This window comes from Geodermatophilus amargosae, assembly GCF_041028265.1.
Taxonomy (GTDB): Bacteria; Actinomycetota; Actinomycetes; order Mycobacteriales; family Geodermatophilaceae; genus Geodermatophilus; species Geodermatophilus amargosae_A.
Window position 1 is genome coordinate 108,960 of the sequence record NZ_JABGCW010000003.1, and the last position, 25,066, is coordinate 134,025.

Here is a 25,066-nt window from a genome sequence, read left to right on the forward strand (position 1 = left end):
GCTGGGGACTCACCGGACGAGGAGGCCCTGGGCACGCGCCCGCCGGAGCCAGTCGGGGTACTCGGTCATGAGCCGGTCGAACAGCGCGTCGTCGCTGATGGGCCGCCGGCCCATGAGGTCGTCCTGGGAGACGGCGAAGAAGTCGGCGTTGTCGGTGTAGCGGCCCTCGAGGTCGTCGAGTCGCTGCAGGTAGCTGAACTGCCGCTCCGGGCCGATGCCCATGAACTGCCAGAACACCGGCTCGAAGGACGCCGACCTGATCTGCCTGGTCGCCACGGACTTGTCGCTGGGGGCGCCGTCGGTCAGGAACATGACGTAGACCGGCACCTGCGCCGGCTGTGGCTCCACCCGCTCGCGGCTGTCGCCGAAGTAGGCCTGCCGGACGGCGGCCATCGCCGCGCCGTAGCGGGTGTCGTACTCCAGCGGGTACTCGCGGGAGAGGTCGGCGATGTACTGCTGGTGGCCCTCCAGGCGCAGGCCCGGCTCGGGACGGTGCACGTCCTTGCCGAAGAGGAACACGTCGACGACGCCGTCGTCGTCGAAGCGCAGCCCCAGTGCCAGGACCCGCTCGGCCAGCCGCTGCACGGCGCCGGCGCGGTAGAGCGCGGCCATCGACCCGGAGATGTCGAGGACCAGCGCGACGCGGGCGGTGTGCTCGCCCAGCCCGCGCTTCTCCAGGCTGACGCCGGCGGTCTTGACCAGGCTGAGCATCTGCGGCGCCGACGTCGCGAGCTTCTTCTCGAGGTCGACGATGCGGCGCTTCTCCGTGCTGACCGGCGCGGCCGCGGGAGCCGGCGGCGCCGGGGCGGCCGCCGGCTGCGGTGCGGGCTCGTCGTCGACGCTGACGCCGACGTCGGTGGCCATGCCGGCCAGGCCGTTCGTGTAGCCCTGCCCGACGGCGCGGACCTTCCACTCCGCACCGCGGCGGTAGACCTCGGCGAAGACCAGCGCGGTCTCCGGCCCGGCGCCCAGCTCGCACCGGACGGCGGGGACGGCGGCGCCCTCGGCGGCCACCTCGACGGCGAGCCCGGACAGCGCGCCGAAGGAGCCCGCGCCGTCGAGGGAGGCGCCGATGACGACCTTCTCGACGTCGGCGGGCAGCGCGGCGGGGTCGATGCGGACCTGGTCGACGGTCGCGCCGCCGCGGGCGGTCTTGCCGAGGTGGCGCACCGCGCCGCCGGCGCCGCCGGGCTGGTTGTAGAAGACGAAGTCGCCGTCGCTGCGGACCTTCCCCGCGGCGGTGGTGAGGAACGCCGACAGGTCGGCGTCGACGCCGGGAGCCGGCGTCCAGGTGAGCGTGACGACGACGGGGCCGGTCAGGCCGGCCTGGGCGAGGCCGACGTTGCCGCCCCGGGTGAGGACGTGTACCACTGGGCGCCGATCAGGCGGGGGTCGCGGCGGCGGTCACTTGCGCCCGCTCGTCCAGTCGAGGCCCCAGCCGTACGCGCCGTCGAGGTCGCGCTGCACGCCGGGCAGGTAACGGATCTCGCGCTGCACGGTCAGGGCACCGCCCTGGTTGGTCAGCAGCGCGATCGCGCAGGAGCGGGCGCCCTGGGCGTGCTCGTCGAGGCGGACCTCGATCGGTGCCGCGCCCTGCGGGTACAGCGTGACGACGGCGTTCGCCGCGGCCCAGTTGGGTGCGCCCTCGTAGATGTAGGCGAAGACGAGCACCCGGCGGATCGAGTCGAGGTGGTCGAGGTTGACGAGCAGGTTCTCACCGCCGCTCTTCGCGCCCGAGCGGTCGTCGCCGTCGAGCAGCACGTAGGGCGGGCGGTCGAGCGCGCCGAAGGCGTTGCCGAGCGCCTGCACGACGCCCTTGCGGCCGTCGGCGGTCTCCCACAGGCAGCCCAGGTCGAGGTCGACGGCCGAGCCCTTGGAGAACAGGCCGCGCCGGCCGGACTCCCAGTTGAGGTTCACCCGCATCTGCCCGCCGGCGCCGCGGCCCTTGGTGAGGGAGACCGACGGCGCGCTCTTGGTGAGCGTCACCTTGCTCGCGCTGACCGGGCTGCCGCCGGACGGCGGAGGGCTCGGGCGGGTGTAGTCGACCATGGCGGGATCTCCGGGTCTCGGGGGCTGGGTGCGGGCAGGCGGGACCCGGCGGCCGGGGTGGCCGGCCGCCGGGGGTGCCGGGCCCGGACGCGGGAGGGCGCCCGGACCCGGCGGGGATCAGCCGACGTTGACGCCGAAGTCCTGGGCGATGCCGCGCAGGCCGGAGGCATAGCCCTGGCCGACGGCGCGGAACTTCCAGTCCGCGCCGTTGCGGTAGAGCTCACCGAAGACCATGGCGGTCTCGACCGAGGCGTCCTCGGTGAGGTCGTAGCGGGCGACCTCCTGGCCGTTGGCCTGGTTGACGATGCGGATGAACGCGTTGCGCACCGCGCCGAAGTTCTGCTTGCGGTTGTCGGCGTCGTAGATCGACACCGGGAAGACGATCTTGTCGACGGTCGGCGGGACGCCGGCCAGGTTCACCTGGATGACCTCGTCGTCGCCCTCGCCCTGGCCGGTGAGGTTGTCACCGGCGTGGGAGACGGAGCCGTCGGGGCTGCGCAGGTTGTTGAAGAAGATGAAGCCCGAGTCGTCGGGGGTGACCCTGCCACCGGCGTCGAGCATGATCGCCGACGCGTCGAGGTCGAAGTCGCCGCCGGCGAACGTGTTGACGTCCCAGCCGAGGCCGACGTTCACCGCGGTCAGGCCCGGCGCCTCCTTGGTCAGCGAGACGTTCCCGCCCTTGGAGAGGCTGACACCCATCAGTTGGACTCCCATGTCACTGTCGGGGGCGTAGCGGCGGTCGCCGCTGCGCTGGACACCGGACGATGCCGGCGCCGCCGGGGCACGCCGTGGGCGCGGACGCCCGGCGTGGTGCTCCCGGCACCGCTGCGCGGGGTGCCGATCGGGCACCCAGCGGAGCGGACGTGTCGAGGATCGTGCCGCACGACCACCGGCAGCAACAGGCTCACCGGCACGAGAGGGCCGGCGTCCGCCTGCTGGTCACCTGCGTGTCACCGGGAGCCGCCGTCGGGCCGTTCGGCGGGCGCCGCGGCCGGTGCGCCGCGGTCGGGCTCGGGTCCGGCGGCCGGTCCGGCGGCCGGCCCGGCGGTGTCCGCGGCGACCTCGGCCGTGCCGCCGGTCGTGCCGCCGGTCGTGCCGCCGGTCGTGCCCCCGGTCGGACCGCCGACGGCACCCGCCGCGGCCGCCTCGCGGGCGTCGCGCCGGCTGCGGGCCAGGCTCGCCACCGTGGTCACGAACAGGGTGACGACGATGACCGACAGGGACAGCCAGGTCGGGATCTCCGGGACGAACGTGACGTGCTCACCGCCGTTGATGAACGGCAGCTCGTTCTCGTGCAGTGCGTGGATGAGCAGCTTGATGCCGATGAAGCCGAGGATCACGGCCAGGCCGTAGTGCAGGTAGACCAGCCGGTCGAGCAGACCGTCGATGAGGAAGAACAGCTGGCGCAGGCCCAGCAGGGAGAAGGCGTTGGCGGTGAAGACGAGGAAGGTCTCCTCGGTCAGCCCGAAGATCGCCGGGATCGAGTCGACGGCGAAGAGGAGGTCGGCGCTGCCGATGGCGACCAGCGCGATGGCCAGCGGGGTGATGTACCGCTTGCCGGCGAGCTTCGTGGTCATCCGGTCGCCGTGGTACTCGTCGGTCGTCGGGATGATCCGGCGGGTCAGCCGGAGGAAGGCGTTCTCGGTGAACTCCTCCTCCTCGCCGCCACCGGCGCGGGCCTGCGCGATCGCGGTGTAGATGAGGAAGGCGCCGAAGAGGTAGAAGACCCAGCTGAAGTTCTCGATGGCCGCGGCGCCGAGGAAGATGAAGACCGTCCGCAGGGCGAGCGCGAAGGCGATGCCGAACAGCAGCACCTTCTGCTGCAGCTCCCGGGGCACGGCGAAGCTGGCCATGATCAGCACGAAGACGAAGAGGTTGTCGACCGACAGGCTCTTCTCGGTGATGTAGCCGGCGAAGTACTCCCCGCCGTACTGGCCGCCGGCGAAGATCCACACACCGATGCCGAAGAGGACGGCCAGGGCGACGTAGACCGCCGACCAGGTCCCCGCCTCGCGCAGCGTCGGTGCGTGAGGGGTGCGGACGTGCCCGACGAAGTCGAAGACGATCATGGCCACGATCGCGGCGACGGTGATCGCCCACACCCAGATCGGGACGTCCATACGAGTACCTCCGGTCGACTGGCAGCTGTCAGCACCGGAGGTCTCTCCCACCGGTGTCTGCAGCGACCGGCCGATGACGCCGGGGTGTCTCCACCCGTGTTGACGACGTCACCGCGAGCGGGATACTCCCCTCCACGGTTCCGCGGGCACGGCAGTGACGTTCCCTGCTGCCGGTCCCGGCGGAGTCACAGGCCACAACGGACGAGGGGCGCCCGGGGTTCCCGGGCGCTTCTCGCTCGTGTGCGGCGGCTGCGTGGACCGGGCTAGACGGCGGCCAGGTAGGCGGCGCGGGCGGCGGCCAGCATCCCCGCCTCCTCGCTCGCGTCGAGGTAGCCGTCGCGGACCTGGGCGTCGACCGCGGCGGCGTAGTGCGCGAGGTACCCGTCGACCGAGCCGTAGCGCTGCGCCAGCTCCGCCGCGGGAAACGGCTGCCAGCCACCCCAGTTGCCGCAGACGTCGGTGATCGACGTCGTGCCGACGGGGTCGAGCGCCACCAGGACCGGCCGGCCGAGCGGGACGACGGCGTCGGGGAAGCGCACCCCGCCCAGCGGCTGCAGGGTGACCGGGTCGGTCCGCGGGACCTGCAGCGCGACGCCGGGCAGGTCGTTGAACGACGCCGGGTGCCCGGCCGGGGCCGGCTGCAGCGCGAAGGTCGCCGACGGCGGGAGCAGCCGCCGGTCGCCCTGACCCGGGTGCCGGACGACCTGGACGACGTCGGCCACGAGCGTGCGCAGGTGGGGGTTGTAGGAGATCGGGTTCCGCGCCACGGGCACCCCGCCGTTGCACCGCAGCTGGCCGAAGACGACGGGGTCCGGGTAGGCGGCGGTCCCGGCGTGCGGGGCCGGCCAGTCGTAGCGGACGACGCCGCGCGGGCGGTCGGCCTCCGCGGTGACGCTCGCCCGCAGGCGGTGGTAGTCGGTGTAGGTGGCGACGTCGACGAACAGCGGGTCGCTCGTCCGGCGGGTGAGGATCTGGTCGTGGGTCAGCGGGACGCCGTCCTCGAGCACGTAGGGCCGCTGCGGCGCGCCGCCGGCGAGCTGGTTGATCGCCAGCCGGTTGCCGGCGCCGGAGACCGCGACGGCGGCGTCGAAGACCCCGCGGCCGGTGCGGTCGTCGACGTTGGAGCCCTCGGCGACCAGGGTGTCGACGAACCAGGCGCTCTGGCTGATGCCGGCCAGCACCGACGCCCGGCGGACCGGCAGCGCCGTGCCCGCGGGCCGCGGCGCGGTGCCCCGGAGCAGCCGGCCGAAGTCGCGGACGACGACCTGACCGATCCCCTGGGCGAGACCGGCACCCCCGCGGAGATGCCGGTCTCCCACTGCACGCGCGCGTAGGAGAGGTCCTGTCCCGCGAGCCAGCCGTTGCCGAGGCCCGGCGGGTGGACGACGCCGTCGGGCGAGGTGTCGCCGGTGGTCAGGAAACCCTGCAGAGACGGCAGCACCGCGGGGCGGCCGCGGTTCTCCGCCTCGACGAGGACGACGTCGCTGCCGCGCGGGTCGGCGGGCGCGATGAGCTCGAACTCGCTGCTGTAGGGCACCAGGCCCTCGGCGTCCCGCGGGAGCCCCGCGATCCCGTCGACCTGCTCGCGCGGGTCGACGACGCCGGACACGCTGCCGGCGGTGCGGATCCAGGACTCGCCGCCGACGGTGATCGGCGCGCTGGTGGCGGTGACGGCGGTGATCGCCGAGGCGAGCGGGGCGGGGTGCCCGTGGCCGCCGGGTGTGGCGAGCGCCGGTGCCGCCGTGCCCAGCGACAGGGCCGCCAGCGCGGTGGCGGCCACCACCAGGGCGGCCGGGCCGCGGCGCACCCCGGGAGATCGTGAGGACACGCGCAGGACTCATTCGTCCGGGACGGGCCCCGAACGTAACGCCCGCGCGAGGTGTGTCACACGCCGGACCCCTAGGCGTGCGCGGCGTCGAGCTGGCGCAGCTCCTTCTTGAGTTCGGTGAGCTCGTCGCGCAGCCGGGCGGCGACCTCGAACTGCAGCTCCCGCGCCGCGGCCAGCATCTGGTCGTTCATCTGCGTGATGAGGTCGGCGAGCTCGGCACGCGGCAGGCCCTGCACGTCGATGGCGCCGGCCTTGCCCTTGGCTCCTCCGGCCTTCTTCGACGACAGCCCCGGCACCGGCGCCTTGCCGCGGGACTGCTGCCGGCCCGAGCCGCCGAGCAGCTCGGCGCTGCCGGAGTCCTCGGCCTCCCGGTAGATGCCGTCGAGGATGTCGACGATCTTCTTGCGCAGCGGCTGCGGGTCGATGCCGCGCTCGCGGTTGTAGGCGACCTGCTTCTCCCGGCGCCGGTTGGTCTCCTCGATCGCGTGCGCCATCGAGGGCGTGACCGTGTCGGCGTACATGTGCACCTGACCCGACACGTTGCGCGCGGCGCGGCCGATGGTCTGGATCAGCGAGGTGCCGGAGCGGAGGAAGCCCTCCTTGTCGGCGTCGAGGATCGCCACGAGCGACACCTCGGGCAGGTCGAGGCCCTCGCGCAGCAGGTTGATGCCGACCAGCACGTCGTACTCGCCCTGCCGGAGCTCGCGCAGCAGCTCCACCCGGCGCAGGGTGTCGACCTCCGAGTGCAGGTAGCGGACCTTGATGCCGAGCTCGAGCAGGTAGTCGGTGAGGTCCTCGGCCATCTTCTTGGTCAGCGTGGTGACCAGGATGCGCTCGTCCTTCTCGGTCCGGACGCGGATCTCGTGCACCAGGTCGTCGATCTGGCCCTTGGTCGGCTTGACCACGACCTCCGGGTCGACCAGGCCGGTGGGGCGGATGACCTGCTCGACGACGTCACCCTGCACCCGGCCCAGCTCGTAGGGGCCCGGCGTGGCGGACAGGTAGACGGTCTGGCCGATCCGGTCGGTGAACTCCTCCCACTTCAGCGGGCGGTTGTCCATCGCCGAGGGCAGCCGGAACCCGTGCTCGACCAGCGTCCGCTTGCGGCTCATGTCGCCCTCGTACATGCCGCCGACCTGCGGGACGGTCACGTGCGACTCGTCGATGACGAGCAGGAAGTCGTCGGGGAAGTAGTCGATGAGACAGGCGCCGGCCGAGCCCGGGGCGCGGCCGTCGATGTGCCGCGAGTAGTTCTCGATGCCGGAGCAGAAGCCGACCTGGCGCATCATCTCGATGTCGTAGGTGGTGCGCATGCGCAGCCGCTGGGCCTCCAGGAGCTTGCCCTGCCGCTCCAGCTCGGCCAGCCGCTGCTCGAGCTCGGCCTCGATCGAGCCGATCGCCCGCTCCATCCGCTCCGGGCCGGCGACGTAGTGGGTGGCCGGGAAGACGAACAGCTCCTCGACCTCGCGGACCACCTCGCCGGTCAGCGGGTGCAGGTAGTACAGCCGCTCCACCTCGTCGCCGAACATCTCGATCCGGACGGCGAGCTCCTCGTAGACCGGGAAGACCTCGATCGTGTCGCCGCGCACCCGGAACGTGCCGCGGGTGAAGGACAGGTCGTTGCGGGTGTACTGCTCGGTGACGAGGGTCCGCAGCAGGTCGTCGCGGTCGCGCTCCTCCCCCACCGAGATCTTCAGCGCCCGGTCGACGTACTCCTGCGGGGTGCCCAGACCGTAGATGCAGGAGACGGTGGCGACCACGACGACGTCGCGCCGGGTCAGCAGTGCCTGGGTGGCCGAGTGCCGCAGCCGCTCGACCTCGTCGTTCACCGAGGAGTCCTTCTCGATGTAGGTGTCGGTCTGCGGGACGTAGGCCTCGGGCTGGTAGTAGTCGTAGTACGAGACGAAGTACTCGACGGCGTTGTCGGGCAGCAGCTCGCGGAACTCGTTGGCCAGCTGGGCGGCCAGCGTCTTGTTCGGCGCCATCACCAGCGTGGGCCGCTGCACCTGCTCGATGAGCCAGGCGGTGGTGGCCGACTTCCCGGTGCCGGTGGCACCCAGGAGCACCGAGTCCGTCGCCCCCGAGTCCACCCGCTCCGCGAGGGCCTTGATCGCCGCCGGCTGGTCGCCCGAGGGCTGGAAGTCGCTGACGACGCGGAAGCGCCCCTGGGTGGGCCGGATGTCGGTGGTCGCGCGCACGGGGTCGACGGTACGACCGCCCGGTGACAGAACGCCGCGTGTGACGGACGGGCACCCAGGGACGCACGGGACGGGCCGCTTGCGGTCACCTCCGGCGTCGTGCTCGTGCGTGCGCCCGGGACCCGCTAGCGTGCCCCTCGCAGGCGCGGTGCCGCGCCGGGGACCAGTGCCACCCGGGATGCCCGGACGAGGTCGGACCCCGGCGCCCCGCGGCTCGGTACCAGGTGTGACCGGCGCCCGCCCGGCCGCACCGGACCTGCGCACGACGCCCTCCCCGGCTCCGCCGCGGAGGGCGTCGTCGTCTCCGCCGGCGGTGACGTGACGTCCGCCGCGTCAGGTGTGGAGCCGCCCGGATCGGGCAAGGGACCGGCGGGCACCGTGTGCCCAGACCCCCTGCCGACGGCCGTGGCGGGGGGCCGTCGCGCCCCTCGACCCCCCGCCGGGGCGCCAGTGCTGGAGGAAAGACTCGAATGACCCTGGTGTGGCCCGGAACCGCCTATCCCCTGGGAGCCACGTACGACGGCACCGGGACCAACTTCGCCCTGTTCAGCGAGGTCGCGGAGAAGGTGGAGCTCTGCCTGTTCGACGACCAGGGCAACGAAGAACGCATCCGGCTCCCGGAGATGGACGGCTACGTCTGGCACGCCTTCCTGCCCGGCATCCAGCCCGGACAGCGCTACGGCTACCGCGTGCACGGCCCCTACGACCCGTCCCAGGGCCAGCGCTGCAACCCCACCAAGCTGCTGCTCGACCCCTACGCCAAGGCGCTCGACGGGCAGATCGACTGGGACCCGTCGGTCTTCGGCTACGACTTCACCAGCGGTGAGCGCAACGACGACGACTCCGCGCCGCACATGCCGAAGTCCGTCGTCGTCAACCCCTACTTCGACTGGGGCGTGGACCGGCCGCCGCGGACGCCGTACCACAAGACCGTCATCTACGAGGCCCACGTCAAGGGCCTGACGATGACCCACCCCGACGTCCCGGAGGACCTGCGCGGCACCTACGCCGGCCTCGCCCACCCGGCCGTCGTCTCCTACCTGCAGGACCTCGGCGTCACCGCGATCGAGCTCATGCCGGTGCACCAGTTCGTGCAGGACGACACCCTGCAGCAGAAGGGCCTGCGCAACTACTGGGGCTACAACACCATCGGCTTCTTCGCGCCGCACGACGAGTACGCCAGCAACACCAGCAACGGCATGCAGGTCGCCGAGTTCAAGGGCATGGTCCGCACCCTGCACGAGGCGGGCATCGAGGTCATCCTCGACGTGGTCTACAACCACACCGCCGAGGGCAACCACCTCGGCCCCACGCTGTCGCTCAAGGGCATCGACAACCGGGCGTACTACCGGCTGGTCGAGGGCGACGAGCAGTACTACATGGACACCACGGGCACCGGGAACTCGCTCAACGTCCGCAACCCCCAGTCGCTGCAGCTGATCATGGACTCGCTGCGGTACTGGATCACCGAGATGCACGTCGACGGCTTCCGCTTCGACCTGGCCTCCACGCTGGCCCGCCAGTTCCACGAGGTGGACCGGCTCTCGGCGTTCTTCGACCTCGTGCACCAGGACCCGATCGTCAGCCAGGTGAAGCTGATCGCCGAGCCCTGGGACGTCGGCGAGGGCGGCTACCAGGTCGGCAACTTCCCGGCCCTGTGGACCGAGTGGAACGGGAAGTACCGCGACACCGTCCGCGACTTCTGGCGCGGCGAGCCCTCCACCATCGGCGAGTTCGCCAGCCGGCTCACCGGCTCGGCCGACCTCTACCAGCACTCCGGCCGGCGCCCGGTGGCGAGCATCAACTTCGTCACCGCGCACGACGGGTTCACCCTGAACGACCTCGTCTCCTACAACGAGAAGCACAACGAGGCCAACGGCGAGGGCAACAACGACGGCGAGAGCCACAACCGCAGCTGGAACTGCGGCGTCGAGGGCCCGACCGTCGACAAGAAGGTCACCACGCTGCGCGCCCGTCAGCGGCGCAACTTCCTGGCCACGACGATGCTGTCGCAGGGTGTGCCGATGCTGCTGCACGGTGACGAGCTGGGCCGCACCCAGGGCGGCAACAACAACGGCTACTGCCAGGACTCGCCGCTGACCTGGATCGACTGGGAGTCCGTCGACGAGGGGCTGCTGGAGTTCACCAAGCTGGTCACCCGGCTCCGCCACGACCACCCGACGTTCCGCCGTCGCCGGTTCTTCCACGGCCGCCCGGTGCGCCGCGGTGAGGGCGACCCCGTGCAGGACGTCGCCTGGCTGACGCCGGCCGGCGACCTGATGACCGAGGACGACTGGGACGCCGGGTTCGCCAAGTCGCTGGCGATGTACCTCAACGGCCACGGCATCCGGAGCACCGACGAGCGCGGCGAGGACGTCGTGGACGACCACTTCTACCTGGCGTTCAACGCCTCGCACGAGAAGATGGAGTTCACCCTCCCGGCCGAGGAGTACGCCGGGTCCTGGACCGTCGTCCTCGACACCGCGGAGATGGGCGCCGTCGAGGCGCAGGAGCTCAAGCCCGGCGAGACGCTGACGCTGCAGGACCGCTCGATGGTCGTGCTCAGCGCCCACCGCCGGTCGTGAGCGGGCCCCGCGACAGCCGGGAGCGCCGGCGGGCGACGCCGTCGGCCACCTACCGGTTGCAGGTGACGGCCGACTTCACCCTGGACGACGCCGCGGCGGTGGCCGGCTACCTCGCCGACCTCGGGGTCAGCCACGCGTACACCTCTCCCCTGCTGCGCTCGGCGGCCGGGAGCACGCACGGGTACGACACCGTCGACCACGCGCACGTCGACGAGTCGCGCGGCGGGCAGGAGGGCCTCGACCGGTTCGTGGCCGGGCTGCACGGGCACGGGCTGGGCCTGGTCCTCGACCTGGTGCCCAACCACATGGGCGTGGCCGACCCGGCCGCGGCGCCCTGGTGGTGGGACGTCCTGCAGCACGGCCGCGACAGCGCGCACGCCTCGGCGTTCGACGTCGACTGGGACTTCGGCGGCGGCCGGATCCGCATCCCCGTACTGGGGTCGGCCGACGACGTGGGGGAGCTGGAGGTCGTGGACGGCGAGCTGCGGTACTACGACAACCGCTTCCCGATCGCCCCCGGCACCGGTGAGGGGACCGCACAGGAGGTGCACGACCGGCAGCACTACGAGCTGGTCGACTGGCGGCGCGCGGACTCCGACCTCAACTACCGGCGGTTCTTCGCGATCAACACCCTCGCCGGGCTGCGCGTGGAGGACCCCGAGGTCTTCGACGCCACCCACGAGCTGGTGCTGCGGCTGGTGGAGCAGGGCGCCGTCGACGGGCTGCGGATCGACCACCCCGACGGCCTCGCCGACCCGAAGGGCTACCTCGACCGGCTGGCGGAGGCCTCCGGTGGCCGGTGGACCGTCGTCGAGAAGATCCTCGAGCCCGGTGAGGACCTGCCCGGCAGCTGGCGGTGCGCCGGCACCACCGGCTACGACGCGCTCGCCGAGGTCGACGACGTCCTGGTCGACCCGGCCGGCGAGGCGGCGCTGACCGCGCTGGACACCGAGCTGTCGGGGCGGCCGGTCGACTACGCGCAGCTGGTGCACGACTGCAAGCGCGAGGTCACCGACGGGGGCCTCGGCTCGGAGGTCGCCCGCCTGGTGCGGGTCACCGGCGAGCTGCCCGGCATCGACCGCGAGCAGCAGACCGAGGCGCTGGCCGAGCTGCTGGCCACCTTCGACGTCTACCGCAGCTACCTGCCCGACGGCCGCGAGCACCTCGACGCCGCGGTGTCGGCCGTGCGCGACCGCCGGCCCGACCTGGTCGCCGCCGTGGACGCGCTGCACCCGGTGCTCGCCCAGGCCGGCACCGAGGCGGCCACCCGCTTCGAGCAGACCAGCGGCCCGGTGATGGCCAAGGGCGTCGAGGACAGCGCCTACTACCGGTGGGCCCGGTTCGTGGTGCTCAACGAGGTCGGCGGCGACCCGGCGCGCTTCGGCTCCACGGTCGAGGAGTTCCACACCGCGCAGGACCGGCGGCTGGAGCGCAAGCCGGCGTCGATGACGACGCTCACCACCCACGACACCAAGCGCAGCGAGGACACCCGGGCGCGCCTGGCCGTCCTCGCCGAGGTGCCGACCGAGTGGGCCGAGCTGGTCCGCCGGTGGCTGTCCCGCCACCCGCTGGCCGACCGGCCGCTGGCGCACCTGGTGTGGCAGAACCTGGTGGGCGCGTGGCCCCTGTCGCGCGAGCGGGCGCACGCCTACGCCGAGAAGGCCGCCCGCGAGGCCGGCCTGTCGACGACGTGGACCGACGTCGACGAGGCGTTCGAGGCGTCCCTGCACGCGATGGTCGACGCCGCGTACGACGACCCGGCGACGAACGGCGAGATCGAGGAGTTCGTCGCCCGGATCGGTCCGGCGGGGCGGTCCAACGCCCTGGCCCAGAAGCTCGTGCAGTTGACGATGCCGGGCGTCCCCGACGTCTACCAGGGCACCGAGCTGGAGGACCGCTCGCTGGTCGACCCGGACAACCGCCGGCCGGTCGACTACGACGCGCGCCGCGCGCTGCTGGCCCGCCTCGACGGGGGCTGGGTGCCCGACGTCGACGACACCGGCGCGGCCAAGCTGCTCGTGGTCTCGCGGGCGCTGCGGCTGCGCCGGGACGCCCCGGAGCTGTTCACCGGGTACGCGCCGGTGGAGGTCACCGGGTCCCCCGCCGACTCCGTCGTCGCCTTCGACCGGGGCGGCGCGGTGACGGTCGCGACCCGGCTGCCGGTCGGCCTGGCCACGACCGGCTGGGGCGACACCGCGCTCGCCCTGTCCACCGGCGCGTGGCGCGACGTGCTCACGGGCACGCGCGTGGTCTCCGACGCCGGCGGCGTGCCCGTGGGCGGACTGCTGACCCGGCTGCCCGTGGCGCTGCTCGTCCGGGAGTGAGACGCAGGTCACACCGCCGCGGGGGGAGCTCCCCCGCGGCGGTGTGACCAGGCGTTCCGCCGTGGCCCGGCCTGCGCGTCCGGGTGGGGCGGGGGTCGACTCCCGGGGCTCGATGCGACGTCCCGTGACCCTGCCGTTACCTTTGCCCCGCGCCTCGGCCGACCGAGAGCCGGGCGCCGGAGCCGATCCGCCCAACCCCGTCCGTCGGCGTCCGTTCCTCCTGCACCGCCAGGACGGGGGTGGGGGAACCACTTCGACGGCGCGCAGCCGTGGTCACGGGGCCACGCAGCACCGTCTCGGGGTGAAGCCGCACGACGTGCGGCCGGGGCACCGATCGCTCCGAACCCGACAGCTCACCTCGCAGGCGGCGGATCGGAGCATCCCCATGCGCACGTCCTCCTCGCTCGCCCGCCGGGCGCTCGTCACCGCCGGCGCGGCCGCCGTCTCCATCGGCGTCCTGGCCGGGCCCGCCTCGGCCGCGGCACCCAATAACTGGGACGCCGTCGCCCAGTGCGAGTCCAGCGGCAACTGGTCGATCAACACCGGCAACGGCTACTACGGCGGCCTGCAGTTCTCGCAGTCCACCTGGGCGGCGTACGGCGGGCTCTCCTACGCCCCGCGCGCCGACCTGGCCACCAAGGCCCAGCAGATCGCGGTCGCCGAGCGCACGCTCGACGGCCAGGGTCCCGGCGCCTGGCCGTCCTGCGGCAAGGCGCTCGACCCGTCCGCGCCGGAGGCCGGCTCCCCGGCCGCGGCGGCTCCGGCTCCCGCACCGGCTCCCGCACCGGCTCCGGCCCCCGCACCGGCTCCCGCCTCCGCACCGGCTCCCGCCCCTGCGGCCGCTCCGGCGGCTGCCGAGGCGTCCGGCGACACCCACACGGTCCGGCGCGGCGAGACCCTCCGCAAGATCGCCCGCGCCGAGGGCGTCCACGGCGGCTGGCGGGCCCTCTGGGCCGCCAACCGCGACGAGGTCCCCCACCCGAACCGGATCCAGGTCGGTCAGGTCCTGCAGCTGCCGTGACCCGCACGGTGGCCGGGGAGCACGCGCTCCCCGGCCACCGCGGCGGTTGACCGGGCCTGCTGCGGGCAAGACGGTCCGGTCACCCCGCTCGATCCCTGGAGGCCCCCGCATGTCCGCACCCGTCGAGTTCGCCGTCTGGGCGCCCGTGCCCGAGCGCGTGCGCCTGCAGGTCGACGGCGCGGTGCACGACATGCGCCGCGACGACGGCGGCTGGTGGCGGGCCGAGGTCGGGGCCGGCCCGGACGCCGACTACGGCTTCCTGCTCGGCGACGACGACACCCCGCGGCCCGACCCGCGCTCGCGGCGGCAGCCCGACGGCGTGCACGGCCTCTCGCGCCGGTTCGACCCGTCGGCGTACTCGTGGGGCGACGGCGCGTGGACCGGGCGCCCGCTGGCCGGCGGCGTCGTCTACGAGATGCACGTCGGCACGTTCACCCCCGAGGGCACCCTCGACGCCGCGATCGACCGGCTCGGGCACCTCGTCGACCTCGGCGTCGACTTCGTCGAGCTGCTGCCGGTCAACGGCTTCGACGGCACGCACAACTGGGGTTACGACGGCGTCCTCTGGTACACGGTGCAGGAGAGCTACGGCGGGCCGGCCGCCTACCAGCGCTTCGTCGACGCCTGCCACCAGCGCGGCCTCGCGGTGATCCAGGACGTCGTCTACAACCACCTCGGCCCCTCCGGGAACTACCTCCCGCTGTTCATGCCGGTCTTCAGCGAGGGCGGGCCCAACCCGTGGGGCTCCTCGATCAACCTGTCCGGGCCGGACTCCGACGAGGTGCGGCGCTACGTCCTGGACAACGCGCTCATGTGGCTGCGCGACATGCACGTCGACGGGCTGCGTCTGGACGCGGTGCACGCGCTGGTCGACGAGCGGGCCACCCACGTGCTCGAGGAGATGGCCCAGGAGGTCGACCGGCTGTCGGTGGCCGAGGGCCGGCCGCTGACGCTGATCGCGGAGAGCGACCTCAACGACCCCCTCCTGGTGACCCCCCGCGCGGCCAACGGGACGGGCCTCTCCGCCCAGTGGAGCGACGACTTCCACCACGCGGTCTTCGCCACCCTCACCGGCGAGGCCTCGGGCTACTACGCCGACTTCGCCGAGGCCGGGCTGTCGGGCGTGGCCAAGACGCTCACCGGGGCCTACTTCCACGACGGGACGTGGTCGAGCTTCCGACGCCGGCACCACGGGCGACCGGTCGACACCTCGCGGCTGCCGGGCTGGGCGTTCCTCGGCTACCTGCAGGACCACGACCAGATCGGCAACCGGGCGGTCGGTGACCGCGTCTCGGCGACCCTGTCCCCCGGCCTGCTCGCCGTCGGCGCGACCGTCGTGCTGACCAGCCCCTTCACGCCGATGCTCTTCATGGGCGAGGAGTGGGGCGCCGCCACGCCGTGGCAGTTCTTCACCAGCCACACCGACCCCGAGATCGGCCGCGCGACGGCGGTGGGTCGCAAGGCCGAGTTCGCCGAGCACGGCTGGGACGCCGACGAGGTGCCCGACCCGCAGGACCCGGAGACCTTCACCCGCTCCAAGCTCGACTGGTCCGAGCCCGACCGGGAGCCGCACGCGGGCGTGCTGGCCGTCCACCGCCGCCTGCTCGCGCTGCGCCGCGAGCACCCGGAGCTGGTCGATCCCGACCTCGCCGCCATGGAGGTCGGCTGGGACGACGAGGACCGCGTGCTCGTGGTGCACCGCGGCTCGCTGCGCGTGGTGGCCAACCTCTCCGGTGAGGAGCAGGAGGTCGAGCTGGACCGGCCGGCCACCGGCGTGCTGTTCGCGACGGCGGACGAGCCCTCCTCCGCCGGGACGTCGGTGACCCTGCCGCCGGAGAGCGCGGCCGTCCTCACCACCTGATGCGCCGGCTGCACCCGTCACCGGGAGACGCCCTCTCCGACGACGACCTGACCGACGACGACCTGACCGACGACGACCTGGCGGCGGCCTACGCGCTGCCGCCGGGGCGCTCGTTCCGCGTGGACTTCGTCGCGTCGCTCGACGGCGCGGTCACGGTCGGCGGCGTCAGCGCGGGGCTCGGCTCCCCCGGCGACCGGCGCGTGTTCTCGACCCTGCGCGCGCTGGCCGACGTCGTCCTGGTCGGGCACGGGACGGCGGCCGGCGAGGGCTACGGCCCGGTGGCCGCGGACTCCGCCGTCGGGCGGCGGCGGACGGCGCTGGGCCGGCCGGCGCAGCTGCCGGTCGCGGTGGTGTCGCGGCGGGCGTCGATGGCACCGGGCGACCGGCTGGCGCAGGCGCCCACCCTGCTGGTGACCTGTGCCGCGGCCGACCCCGGCCGGCGTGCCGCGCTGGCCGGCGCCGGCGTGGACGTGCTGGTGTGCGGGGACGCCGACGTGGACCTGCCCACGGCGGTGGACGCCCTCGCCGACCGCGGGCTCGAGCAGGTGCTGTGCGAGGGCGGACCGGCGCTGCTGACCGCGGCGCTGGACGCGGGCGTCGTCGGCGAGCTCGACCTCACCGTCTCCCCCGCGCTCGTCGGCGGGCAGGCGCGGCTGCTGGACCGGGCGCTGCGCGACGTCGTGCGGCCGCGGCTGCTGCAGGTGCTCGAGGAGGACGGCGTCCTGTTCACCCGCTACGCGCTCGGGCCGAGCTGAGCGGAGAGCTCGGCGGCCTGGGAGCGGGCCGCGGCCGCCCGCTCCGCCCCGGGCACGGCGTCCAGCTCGGCCAGCGCGGCGCGGGCCGCCCCGGGATCACCGCGCCGCACGGACAGCTCGGCGAGGAAGGCCAGCGCCTCGACCCGCTCGGCCGGGTCGGCGTCCGGGGCCCGGCGCAGTGCCCCGGCCAGCAGCCGCGCGGCCTGGTCGACGTCCCCGCGCGAGTCGGCCGCGACCACGGCGTCGGCGAGGCTGCGCGCGAGCCGGGACGACGGCTCCGGCCCCGCCGCCCCGCCGCGGACCACGCGGATCCAGTTGCCGCCCGGGTCGACGAGGCTGAAGCCGGTCAGGCCGCCGGCGTTGCGGCGCGACCGGGGCCGGGTGATCCGCGGGAAGCCGGTGAGCGGCAGCCGGCCGTGGCGGGCGCGCAGGCCGGCGGCGAAGGCCCCGAACAGCTCGGCGGGGTCGTCGACCACGACCAGGCAGCTGCCGTAGGAGTCCTCGGGGCGGTGACCCGGCTGCTCGAACCAGTGCAGGTCGAGGTCCTCGCGGCTCGCGGCCAGGTACGGGTCGGGCCGCCGCTGCCGGTGGGTGGTGGTGAAGCCCAGGGCGAGGGTGAAGTCCTCGACCTCGTCGATCGAGCCGCAGGGCAGCAGGGGGACGGTGCGTTCGCCGGCCATCCCGCAGTCGACCACGCTCCCCGCCCCGCACGCACACGGTTCGCGTGATCAGCACGCGTCCACGGTGGCCGCGCGGTCCCGGGGGACCGCCGTGGGCGGGTTCTCGTCCGGCGGGCGCGGGTCCCCGGTCACCCGATCCGGGCGGGCGCCGCCCCAGGGGCGCGTTCGGCCGTTGCGTACCGCCGGTGACTGCTTGACTGGCCGGCATGGACCTGCCCGTGCTCCCGCCGGTGAAGCCGATGCTGGCCAAGGCCGCCACCACGCTGCCCACCGGCGACGGCCTGTTCTACGAGCCCAAGTGGGACGGCTTCCGCTGCATCGTCTTCCGCGACGGCGACGAGGTGGAACTGGGCAGCCGCAACGAGCGCCCGCTGACCCGCTACTTCCCCGAGGTGGTGGCGGCGGTCAAGGAGGCACTGCCGGAGCGCTGCGTCGTCGACGGCGAGATCGTGGTGCCGCAGGGCGACCAGCTGCACTTCGAGTCGCTGCTGCAGCGCATCCACCCCGCGCAGTCGCGCGTGGACCTGCTCGCCGAGCAGACGCCGGCGCACTTCGTCGCGTTCGACCTGCTGGCCGTCGGCGACGAATCGCTGCTGGAGACGCCGTTCGAGCAGCGCCGGGCACGGCTGCGCGAGGCGCTGGGCGGGACGCACGAGCGGGTGCACGTCACGGCGGTCACGCAGGACGCGCAGACGGCGCAGCGCTGGTTCGAGGAGTTCGAGGGTGCCGGGCTCGACGGCGTCGTCGCCAAGGCACCCGACCTGCCCTACGGCCCGGACCAGCGGCTGATGACGAAGGTCAAGCACGTGCGCACCGCCGACTGCGTGGTCGCCGGGTTCCGCTGGCACAAGAGCGGGCCGATCGTCGGGTCGCTGCTGCTGGGGCTCTACGACGACGGCGGCCTGCAGCACATCGGCGTCGCGGCGTCCTTCCCGATGGCCCGCCGCGCGGAGCTGGTGGAGGAGCTGGCGCCCTACCGCGCCGGCGCCCTCGACGGTCACCCGTGGCAGGACTGGGCCGACGCGCAGGTGCAGGAGGACGGCGAGCACCGGATGCCCGGCGCGCAGAGCCGCTGGAACGCCAAGAAGGACCTGTCCTGGGTGCCGTTGCGGCCCGAGCTCGTGGTGGAGATCAAGTACGACCAGCTCGAGGGCCGGCGGCTGCGGCACACCGGCCAGTTCCTGCGCTGGCGGCCCGACCGCGAGGCGCAGAGCTGCACCTACGACCAACTGGAGATCCCGGTGCGCTACGACCTGGCCGAGGTGCTGGCCGGGTGAGCGGCGTCTGCACCGGTGGCACCGGCCTCCTACGGTGGTGATCATGCGTCTGCGCCGCGGCCTGCTCGCCGCCTCGACCGGACTGCTCCTGGCGGTCACCGGCTGTAGCTCGTTCACCGACGCGTCGTCGTCGGCGGACGCCTCGTCGTCGGCAGCGACGACGACGCCGGCCGAGCCGGAGGCCGCCCCGATCACCTGGACCGATTGCGACGCGGAGATCACCGAGCTGATCGCCGGCACCCCGGGCAGCGAGCGCGACCTCGCCTTCGAGTGCGGCCGCACCGAGGTGCCGATCGACCACGACGAGGCCGACGGCGCCACGCTGCCGCTGTTCCTCATCCGCGCCCAGCTGGCCGGGCAGACCGACCGGATCGGGTCGCTGCTGGTCAACCCGGGCGGCCCCGGGGCCTCGGGTGCCGACTTCGCGCTGAGCCTGGCGCTGTCGATGCCCGAGGACGTCCTGCGCCGCTTCGACCTGGTGGGCTTCGACCCGCGCGGCGTGGGCCTGTCCACGCCGGTGGAGTGCGTGCCCGCCGACCTCAAGGACCGCCTGGTCGCCGCCGAGCCGCGGCCGACCACGCAGCAGCAGATGGACGAGGTCCTGGGCCTGACCGACGAGGTCGCCGAGGCCTGCACCGAGGAGTACGGCGACGCGCTGGGCACCTTCAACACCGTCGACACCGCGCGGGACGTGGACCTGCTGCGCGAGTCCCTGGGCGACGAGCAGCTCAGCTTCCTCGGCTACTCCTACGGCACCACGCTCGGCTCCACCTACGCCGAGTTGTTCCCCCAGAACGTGCGCGCCATGGTGCTCGACGCGGCGGTCGACCCCGACGCCGACCCGCAGGGCGACGCGGAGGCGCGGGCGGCGGGCCTGGAGGCCGGCTTCGACGCCTTCGCCGCCAACTGCACCAGCCTGGTGTCGGGCTGCCCGATCGGCGCGGACCCCCGGACGTTCGTCCAGGACCTCATGACGGCGGCATCGGCCGCGCCGATCGCCAGCAGCACGCCCGGGGAGACCCGCACCGCGACGCCGGGGGTCATCCTCACCGCGGTCGGTGCCGCCCTCTACGACACGTCCTCGTGGCCGCGGCTGTCGCAGTCGCTGGCCGCCGCGAGCACCGGTGACGCGGCGGGCCTGCTCTCCCTCGCCGACGCCTACACCGGCCGGCTCGACGACGGCACGTACACCAACCGGCTCGACGCCAACATCGCGATCACCTGCGCCGACACCCCCGAGGACCGGACGTACTCGGAGGAGCAGGTGCTCCAGCTGGCCCAGGACTGGAACCAGCGCTACCCGCTGTTCGGCGCCGGCGCGGCCTCCGGCCTCTACACCTGCGGGGTGTGGGACGCCGCCCGCACGCCGCTGCCCGAGCGCGACGCCGAGGGCAGCGCGCCGATCCTCGTCGTCGGCACCGCCGGGGACCCGGTGACGCCGCTGCCCGGCGCCGAGGACCTGGCCGGGGACCTCACCGCCGGCACGCTGCTCGTCTGGCAGGGCCAGGGGCACACCGCCTATCCCAAGACCGACTGCGTGACCGCCGCGGTCAACGCCTACCTCATCGACCTCACGGCGCCGCAGGACGGGCTCACGTGCCCGGCCTGAGCCGCCCCGACCCGGGGAGCTGACGGGTGGCCAGCAGCAAGGACGCCGTCGTCCTGACCGTCGACGGGCACGAGGTGCGCGTCTCCAACCCGGATAAGCCGTACTTCGCCGAGCGCGGGATCCGCAAGATCGACGTCGTCGAGTACTTCGTCGCCGTCGGCGAGGGGATCCTGTTCGCCCTCCGCGACCGGCCGACGACGCTCGAGCGCTGGCCCGGCGGGGTCTTCGAGGGCGCCCGGCTGTCGACCCGCATGGACAACACCGGCGACGCCTTCTACCAGAAGCGGGTGCCCAAGAACGCGCCCGACTGGGTGCCGACGGCGCACATCACCTTCCCCAGCGGGCGGACCGCCGACGAGATCGCGCCGGACTCGGTCGCCGTCGTCGCGTGGTGCGCCAACCTGGGGACGCTGACCTTCCACCCGTGGCCGGTGTCCACGGGCGACGTCGAGCAGCCCGACCAGATCCGCATCGACCTCGACCCGCAGCCGGGCACCGACTTCTCCGACGCGGTCTGGGTGGCCCCGCACGTGCGCGAGCTGCTGCACGAGCTCGGCATGGAGGGCTGGCCGAAGACCTCCGGCGGGCGCGGGGTGCACGTCTACGTGCCGATCCAGCCGCGGTGGACCTTCCCCGAGGTGCGCCGGGCGGTGATCGCCTTCGGCCGCGAGCTGGAACGGCGGATCCCCGACCGCGTGACGATGTCGTGGTGGAAGGAGGAGCGGGGCGAGAAGATCTTCATCGACTACAACCAGATGGCCCGGGACCGCACGATCGCCTCCGCCTACTCCATCCGGCCCAAGCCGCACGCCCCCGTCTCCGCGCCGCTGGACTGGGACGAGCTCCCCGACGTCACCCCGTTCGACTTCGACGTGCTGACCATGCCGGCACGGTTCCAGGCGGTCGGCGACAAGCACGCCGGCCTGGCCGGGCACGCCTTCGGCATCGAGCCGCTGCTGGAGCTCGCCGAGCGCCAGGCCAAGGACGACGGCCTGGGCGACCTGCCCTATCCGCCGGACTACCCGAAGATGCCGGGCGAGCCGATGCGGGTCCAACCGAGCCGCGCCAGGCGTCCTACCAGCGAGGATGCCTCATCCTGAGGTCCTCGACGACCTAGCACAGCGCTCACTCGCCCGATGACCTCCCGCCGTGGCGATCCGGCTGGAGGACCTGCTGGCGTCCTTCCGGCGGCACCTGCGGGCCGCCGCCAAGGCGCCGCGGACGATCGAGCTCTACAGCCAGAGCGTGCGGTACTTCGGCCGCTGGCTGGCCGACCGCGGCCGGCCGGCGACCCTGGACGAGCTGACCCGGCACGCGATCAGCGCCTGACTGGCCGAGCTCGCGGAGACCTGCGAGCCCTCCACCGTCGGCGCCCGGCTGCGCGGGATGCGCCGGTTCTGCCGCTGGCTGGTCACTGAAGGAGAACCGGAGAAGGCCCCGACCGACGGCATCGAGATCCCCAGCCCACCCGACAAGCCCGTCCCGATCCTCACCGACGACGAGATCGCCGCCCTGCTCAAGGCCTGTGCGGTGAGTCGCGGCCGGCCCGGCACGTTCGACCGCACGGTGTTCCTCGGCCACCGCGACGAGGTGGTGCTGCGGCTGCTGCTCGACACCGGCGTCCGGGTCTCGGAGCTGTGTGGGCTGGACCTGACCGACGTCGACCTGGACCGAGAGCTGGCCTACGTCACCGGCAAGGGCTCCCGCCCGCGGGGGGTGCCGTTCGGCGCGAAGACGGCCCAGGCCGTGGACCGCTACCTGCGGGTGCGCGCCCTGCACCCCTACGCCCGGTCGCCGCGGCTGCTGCTGGGCCAGCGCGGGCCGCTGACCCCCGACGGCGCCCGCGACGTGCTGCACCTCCGCGCCGCGCGAGCCGGCGTCGCAGACGTGCACCCGCACCGGTTCCGCCACACCTTCGCCCACCGGTGGCTCGCCGGAGGCGGACAGGAGCGGGACCTGATGATGCTGGCCGGCTGGCGCCGTGACGACTGCTGTCCCGCTACGCCGCCTCCACCGCCGCCGAACGCGCCCACGCCACGCACCGGCGTCTCGGCCTCGGTATCGCCTGTGATCGGGTCTCCACCGGCGAGCACACCCGAGCTCGGTGGTCTCGCCGCGCAGCCGGCCGATCGGCGGGGTTCCGACGACCGCCGTTGCTGACCAGTCGAGTGCGCCCCTCACGGAGCCTCGACCTCTGACGCGGCCGGGTATCGGCGGCGCCGATGCCAGGGCATGGGCAGGAGTCATTTCCGCCGGCGCGCCCGCCTCGACAGACTCGGAGCAGGCAGTGGCGCCGGTCAGCGGGATGCGGCGCGTCGATCCTCCGGAGGCTCCTGCGTGACGTCGTCCGCCGCCGTGGCCGCTCCCCCGTCCCCCGCGGCCCTGGACGTGCTGTCCGGGTTGCTGCGCGACGCCGTCCTCCTGGCCGGGCGGGGGACCGCGACGCCGGCGGACGTCGACACCGCGATGCGGCTGGGCGCCGGGCACCCCACCGGGCCCTTCGAGGTCCTGGCCGGCCTGACCCCCGACCAGCGCAGCGCCCTCGGCCTGTCCGCACAGCTCCCCGGGTCGACGGCGTCCGGCACCGACACCGGGGCGGTCGGCGACTGCTGGACCGGCCCGGTCGGCGTGGTGGGCACCGGGCACATGGCCGGCGGCATCGTCGAGGCGGTCGCCCGCTCCGGCCGGCCGGTCCGCGTGCTCGCCCGCAGCGCAGCCTCGTGTCAGCGACTCCTCGCGACCCTCAGGCGGAGCCTCGACCGAGCCGTGTCCCGGGGCCGCCTGGACGAGGCGGGCAAGGTCGACGTGCTCGGCCGGGTCTCGGTGGGCGAGGACCCCGTGCTCCTCGCCGCCGCCGACGTCGTGGTCGAGGCCGTCGCGGAAGACCTGACCGTCAGGACCGAGGTGCTCGCCGCGCTCGACCGGGCACTCCCGGCCGCCGTCCCGGTCGCGACGAACACCTCGTCCTACCGGGTCGCCGACCTGCGTCCGGGGGTCCCGTCCGGCCGGCCGATCCTGGCCTTGCACACCTTCAACCCGCCCAGGTGATGAGGCTGGTGGAGGTCGTCGTCCCCGACGACGTCGTCGACGCCCCCCGGCTGCGGGCGACCGCCGCCGCCTGGGCACGCGACCTCGGCAAGACCCCCGTCACGTGCGCCGACTCCCGCGGCTTCGTCGTCACCCGGCTGCTGATCCCGTTCCTCGACGACGCCGTCCGGCTGCACGGGTCGGGGATCCCGGCGGCGGAGGTCGACGGGCTCCTCCGCACCGGCGCCGGGCACCCGATGGGGCCGCTGGCCCTGGTCGACCTGATCGGCGTCGACGTCACCGCCGCCGCCCTGCAGTCGATGGCCGCTGTCGAGGACGACCCGCGCCTCCGCCCGGCCGCGCCCCTGACCGACCTGCGCGACGCCGGCAGCCTCGGCCGCAGGACCGGCGCCGGCTCCCACACCACTGAGAGGACGCGATGACCACCGCCCTGGCCGACCCGCGCACCGCGGCGGACCCCACCGCCGCGTGGACCGCGCTGATCACCCGCTACTACGACGGCTGCAGCGCCGGCGACGTCGACCTGATGCTGCAGACGCTGCACCCGGACGTCGTCCACTGGTTCCTCGCGCCGAACACGGGGTCCGCGCCGGTCGCCGGAGCCGAGCACCTGGCCCGCTACTGGCGCAAGGTCACCGGGATGCTGCAGGCCCGCTGGGTGGTCGACACCATCTGCGCCACCCCGGAGCAGGCGGTCATCGAGTGGACGATGTGGTGGCTGCCCGAGGGCGCGACCGAACGCGTGGCCACCCGCGGCGCCGAGTGGTTCACCGGGCAGGACGGGCGCATCCGCGAGATCCGCAGCTACCACCAGATGCGCCCGCACACCACCGAGCTCGACGGCTTCCCCTATCCCGAGCGCGGCTACTCCGTCCCGGGCGCCGAGCGCAGCGGCATCCACCCCGACGCCGACCAGTACGGACCCGGCGGCACCGCGTGAGCGCCGTCGAGACCACCCGGGACGGCGCCGTCGCGACCGTCACCCTCGCCCGCCCCGACGAGCTCAACGCCCTCGACCGGGCGACCCGCTGGGAGCTGGTCGGGGCACTGCGGGACGTCGCGGCCGACGACACCGTCCGCGCCGTCGTGCTGACCGGCAGCGGCCGTGCCTTCTGCGTCGGGCAGGATCTCGCCGCCGTCGAGGAGCTCGAGCACGCCGACGAGACGGTGGCCGGCTCGTACAACCCGATCGCACAGACGATCGCCGACATGCCCAAGCCCGTGGTCGCGGCCGTCAACGGTCCGGCCGTCGGTGCGGGGTTCGGCCTGGTCCTCGCCTGCGACCTGCGGCTCGCCGCCGAACAGGCCTCGTTCTCCTGCGCCTTCGGCACGGTCGGGCTGGTCCCCGACACCGGGGTCTCGTGGCACCTCGTCCGCGAGCTCGGCTACGCGCGCGCCTTCGCGCTCGCCGCACTCGGGCGGACGTTCACGGCCGAGGAGGCCGAGGGCTCCGGCCTGGTCAACCGCGTGCTGCCGGCTGACGAGCTCGCCTCCGGAGCACGCGACCTCGCCCAACTGCTGGCCCGCGGCCCGTCGGTCGCGCTCGCGCTGACCAAACGCCAGTTCCGGGCGGTGGGCGAGGTGTCCTTCGAGGCGGCCCTGGCGATCGAGGCCCGCCACCAGGGTGCGGCCGCCGCGCACCCGGACCACGTCGAGGGCCGCACCGCCTTCGCGGAGGAGCGTCCGGCGTCCTGGACGCGGTGACCGCTCC

General features: G+C 73.8%; 21 protein-coding genes and 1 riboswitch. Of the genes, 14 read left to right on the forward strand and 7 right to left on the reverse strand.

From position 1 onward, the window contains the following. Positions 1–9: 9 nt before the first annotated feature. The 6 genes from HLV61_RS03895 to uvrB form a co-directional block, all read right to left on the reverse strand. Positions 10–1,371 (reverse strand): VWA domain-containing protein, encoded by a 1,362-nt coding sequence (locus HLV61_RS03895; RefSeq protein WP_369253075.1) that lies wholly within the window; start codon positions 1,369–1,371, stop codon positions 10–12. A 33-nt stretch (positions 1,372–1,404) separates the two neighbouring features. Next, complete coding sequence (locus HLV61_RS03900; RefSeq protein WP_369253076.1) at positions 1,405–2,049, reverse strand: TerD family protein; 645 nt, start codon at positions 2,047–2,049, stop codon at positions 1,405–1,407. A gap of 117 nt (positions 2,050–2,166) precedes the next feature. Further along, positions 2,167–2,763, reverse strand: coding sequence for a TerD family protein (locus tag HLV61_RS03905; protein ID WP_369253077.1), 597 nt, complete (start codon positions 2,761–2,763; stop codon positions 2,167–2,169). Positions 2,764–2,999: 236 nt separating this feature from the next. Next, positions 3,000–4,169 (reverse strand): TerC family protein, encoded by a 1,170-nt coding sequence (locus HLV61_RS03910; protein ID WP_369253078.1) that lies wholly within the window; start codon positions 4,167–4,169, stop codon positions 3,000–3,002. A gap of 263 nt (positions 4,170–4,432) precedes the next feature. Next, complete coding sequence (locus tag HLV61_RS03915; RefSeq protein ID WP_369253079.1) at positions 4,433–5,488, reverse strand: alpha/beta hydrolase domain-containing protein; 1,056 nt, start codon at positions 5,486–5,488, stop codon at positions 4,433–4,435. Between the two features lie 580 nt (positions 5,489–6,068). Further along, positions 6,069–8,195 carry an excinuclease ABC subunit UvrB gene (gene uvrB / locus HLV61_RS03920; RefSeq protein ID WP_369253080.1) on the reverse strand — a complete coding sequence of 709 codons (2,127 nt, stop codon included), beginning with the start codon at positions 8,193–8,195 and terminating at the stop codon, positions 6,069–6,071. A gap of 470 nt (positions 8,196–8,665) precedes the next feature. On the opposite strand from uvrB, the gene glgX reads away from it, so the two are divergent. From glgX to HLV61_RS03945, 5 genes are all read left to right on the forward strand, one after another. Then, on the forward strand, positions 8,666–10,780 hold the full coding sequence (gene glgX / locus HLV61_RS03925) for a glycogen debranching protein GlgX (protein ID WP_369253081.1): 2,115 nt from the start codon (positions 8,666–8,668) through the stop codon (positions 10,778–10,780). Continuing rightward, positions 10,777–13,104: a malto-oligosyltrehalose synthase gene (treY, locus tag HLV61_RS03930; RefSeq protein ID WP_369253082.1), complete on the forward strand. Its 2,328-nt coding sequence runs from the start codon at positions 10,777–10,779 to the stop codon at positions 13,102–13,104. Before glgX ends, treY begins: the two co-directional genes overlap by 4 nt. Before the next feature lie 213 nt (positions 13,105–13,317). Then, positions 13,318–13,486, forward strand: a riboswitch (cyclic di-AMP (ydaO/yuaA leader). Positions 13,487–13,489: 3 nt separating this feature from the next. Next, a complete protein-coding gene (locus HLV61_RS03935; protein ID WP_369253083.1) occupies positions 13,490–14,125 on the forward strand; it encodes a transglycosylase family protein in 636 nt (211 codons plus the stop codon). Between the two features lie 109 nt (positions 14,126–14,234). Beyond that, positions 14,235–15,986, forward strand: coding sequence for a malto-oligosyltrehalose trehalohydrolase (treZ, locus tag HLV61_RS03940; protein WP_369253084.1), 1,752 nt, complete (start codon positions 14,235–14,237; stop codon positions 15,984–15,986). After that, positions 15,986–16,741, forward strand: coding sequence for a dihydrofolate reductase family protein (locus tag HLV61_RS03945; RefSeq protein WP_369253085.1), 756 nt, complete (start codon positions 15,986–15,988; stop codon positions 16,739–16,741). The genes treZ and HLV61_RS03945 overlap by 1 nt, the downstream gene beginning before the upstream one ends. Here the strand turns inward: HLV61_RS03945 and HLV61_RS03950 are convergent. Continuing rightward, positions 16,720–17,421 (reverse strand): VOC family protein, encoded by a 702-nt coding sequence (locus tag HLV61_RS03950; protein WP_369253086.1) that lies wholly within the window; start codon positions 17,419–17,421, stop codon positions 16,720–16,722. The two genes, HLV61_RS03945 and HLV61_RS03950, sit on opposite strands and share 22 nt — an antisense overlap. A 206-nt stretch (positions 17,422–17,627) precedes the next feature. Between HLV61_RS03950 and HLV61_RS03955 the strand changes: the two genes are divergently transcribed. From HLV61_RS03955 to HLV61_RS03995, 9 genes are all read left to right on the forward strand, one after another. Then, positions 17,628–18,698 (forward strand): ATP-dependent DNA ligase, encoded by a 1,071-nt coding sequence (locus HLV61_RS03955; RefSeq protein ID WP_369253087.1) that lies wholly within the window; start codon positions 17,628–17,630, stop codon positions 18,696–18,698. A gap of 43 nt (positions 18,699–18,741) precedes the next feature. After that, complete coding sequence (locus HLV61_RS03960; protein WP_369253088.1) at positions 18,742–20,307, forward strand: alpha/beta hydrolase; 1,566 nt, start codon at positions 18,742–18,744, stop codon at positions 20,305–20,307. A 26-nt stretch (positions 20,308–20,333) separates the two neighbouring features. After that, the gene (gene ligD, locus HLV61_RS03965) at positions 20,334–21,407 is read left to right on the forward strand and encodes a non-homologous end-joining DNA ligase (protein WP_369253089.1); all 1,074 of its coding nucleotides are present in this window, start codon (positions 20,334–20,336) and stop codon (positions 21,405–21,407) included. Positions 21,408–21,456: 49 nt separating this feature from the next. Next, positions 21,457–21,636: a phage integrase N-terminal SAM-like domain-containing protein gene (locus HLV61_RS03970; RefSeq protein ID WP_369253090.1), complete on the forward strand. Its 180-nt coding sequence runs from the start codon at positions 21,457–21,459 to the stop codon at positions 21,634–21,636. 57 nt (positions 21,637–21,693) lie between these two features. After that, complete coding sequence (locus HLV61_RS03975; protein WP_369253091.1) at positions 21,694–22,467, forward strand: tyrosine-type recombinase/integrase; 774 nt, start codon at positions 21,694–21,696, stop codon at positions 22,465–22,467. A gap of 177 nt (positions 22,468–22,644) precedes the next feature. Continuing rightward, complete coding sequence (locus HLV61_RS03980; protein WP_369253092.1) at positions 22,645–23,355, forward strand: 3-hydroxyacyl-CoA dehydrogenase NAD-binding domain-containing protein; 711 nt, start codon at positions 22,645–22,647, stop codon at positions 23,353–23,355. Continuing rightward, positions 23,355–23,777 carry a 3-hydroxyacyl-CoA dehydrogenase family protein gene (locus HLV61_RS03985; RefSeq protein ID WP_369253093.1) on the forward strand — a complete coding sequence of 141 codons (423 nt, stop codon included), beginning with the start codon at positions 23,355–23,357 and terminating at the stop codon, positions 23,775–23,777. Before HLV61_RS03980 ends, HLV61_RS03985 begins: the two co-directional genes overlap by 1 nt. Further along, positions 23,774–24,295, forward strand: a complete 522-nt coding sequence (locus tag HLV61_RS03990; RefSeq protein ID WP_369253094.1) for a nuclear transport factor 2 family protein — start codon at positions 23,774–23,776, stop codon at positions 24,293–24,295. Before HLV61_RS03985 ends, HLV61_RS03990 begins: the two co-directional genes overlap by 4 nt. After that, positions 24,292–25,059, forward strand: a complete 768-nt coding sequence (locus HLV61_RS03995) for an enoyl-CoA hydratase/isomerase family protein (protein WP_369253095.1) — start codon at positions 24,292–24,294, stop codon at positions 25,057–25,059. The genes HLV61_RS03990 and HLV61_RS03995 overlap by 4 nt, the downstream gene beginning before the upstream one ends. Positions 25,060–25,066: the final 7 nt, after the last annotated feature.

What these genes read in the sequence shown, in the direction of transcription:
- HLV61_RS03960 (WP_369253088.1), top strand. Translation starts at nt 18,742, where the DNA reads ATGCGTCTGCGCCGCGGCCTGCTCGCCGCCTCGACCGGACTGCTCCTG.
- HLV61_RS03975 (WP_369253091.1), top strand. Translation starts at nt 21,694, where the DNA reads ATGCGCCGGTTCTGCCGCTGGCTGGTCACTGAAGGAGAACCGGAGAAG.
- HLV61_RS03945 (WP_369253085.1), top strand. Translation starts at nt 15,986, where the DNA reads ATGCGCCGGCTGCACCCGTCACCGGGAGACGCCCTCTCCGACGACGAC.
- HLV61_RS03910 (WP_369253078.1), bottom strand. Translation starts at nt 4,169, where the DNA reads ATGGACGTCCCGATCTGGGTGTGGGCGATCACCGTCGCCGCGATCGTG.
- glgX (WP_369253081.1), top strand. Translation starts at nt 8,666, where the DNA reads ATGACCCTGGTGTGGCCCGGAACCGCCTATCCCCTGGGAGCCACGTAC.
- HLV61_RS03950 (WP_369253086.1), bottom strand. Translation starts at nt 17,421, where the DNA reads ATGGCCGGCGAACGCACCGTCCCCCTGCTGCCCTGCGGCTCGATCGAC.
- HLV61_RS03985 (WP_369253093.1), top strand. Translation starts at nt 23,355, where the DNA reads ATGAGGCTGGTGGAGGTCGTCGTCCCCGACGACGTCGTCGACGCCCCC.
- treZ (WP_369253084.1), top strand. Translation starts at nt 14,235, where the DNA reads ATGTCCGCACCCGTCGAGTTCGCCGTCTGGGCGCCCGTGCCCGAGCGC.
- HLV61_RS03990 (WP_369253094.1), top strand. Translation starts at nt 23,774, where the DNA reads ATGACCACCGCCCTGGCCGACCCGCGCACCGCGGCGGACCCCACCGCC.
- HLV61_RS03935 (WP_369253083.1), top strand. Translation starts at nt 13,490, where the DNA reads ATGCGCACGTCCTCCTCGCTCGCCCGCCGGGCGCTCGTCACCGCCGGC.
- HLV61_RS03905 (WP_369253077.1), bottom strand. Translation starts at nt 2,763, where the DNA reads ATGGGAGTCCAACTGATGGGTGTCAGCCTCTCCAAGGGCGGGAACGTC.
- HLV61_RS03955 (WP_369253087.1), top strand. Translation starts at nt 17,628, where the DNA reads ATGGACCTGCCCGTGCTCCCGCCGGTGAAGCCGATGCTGGCCAAGGCC.
- HLV61_RS03900 (WP_369253076.1), bottom strand. Translation starts at nt 2,049, where the DNA reads ATGGTCGACTACACCCGCCCGAGCCCTCCGCCGTCCGGCGGCAGCCCG.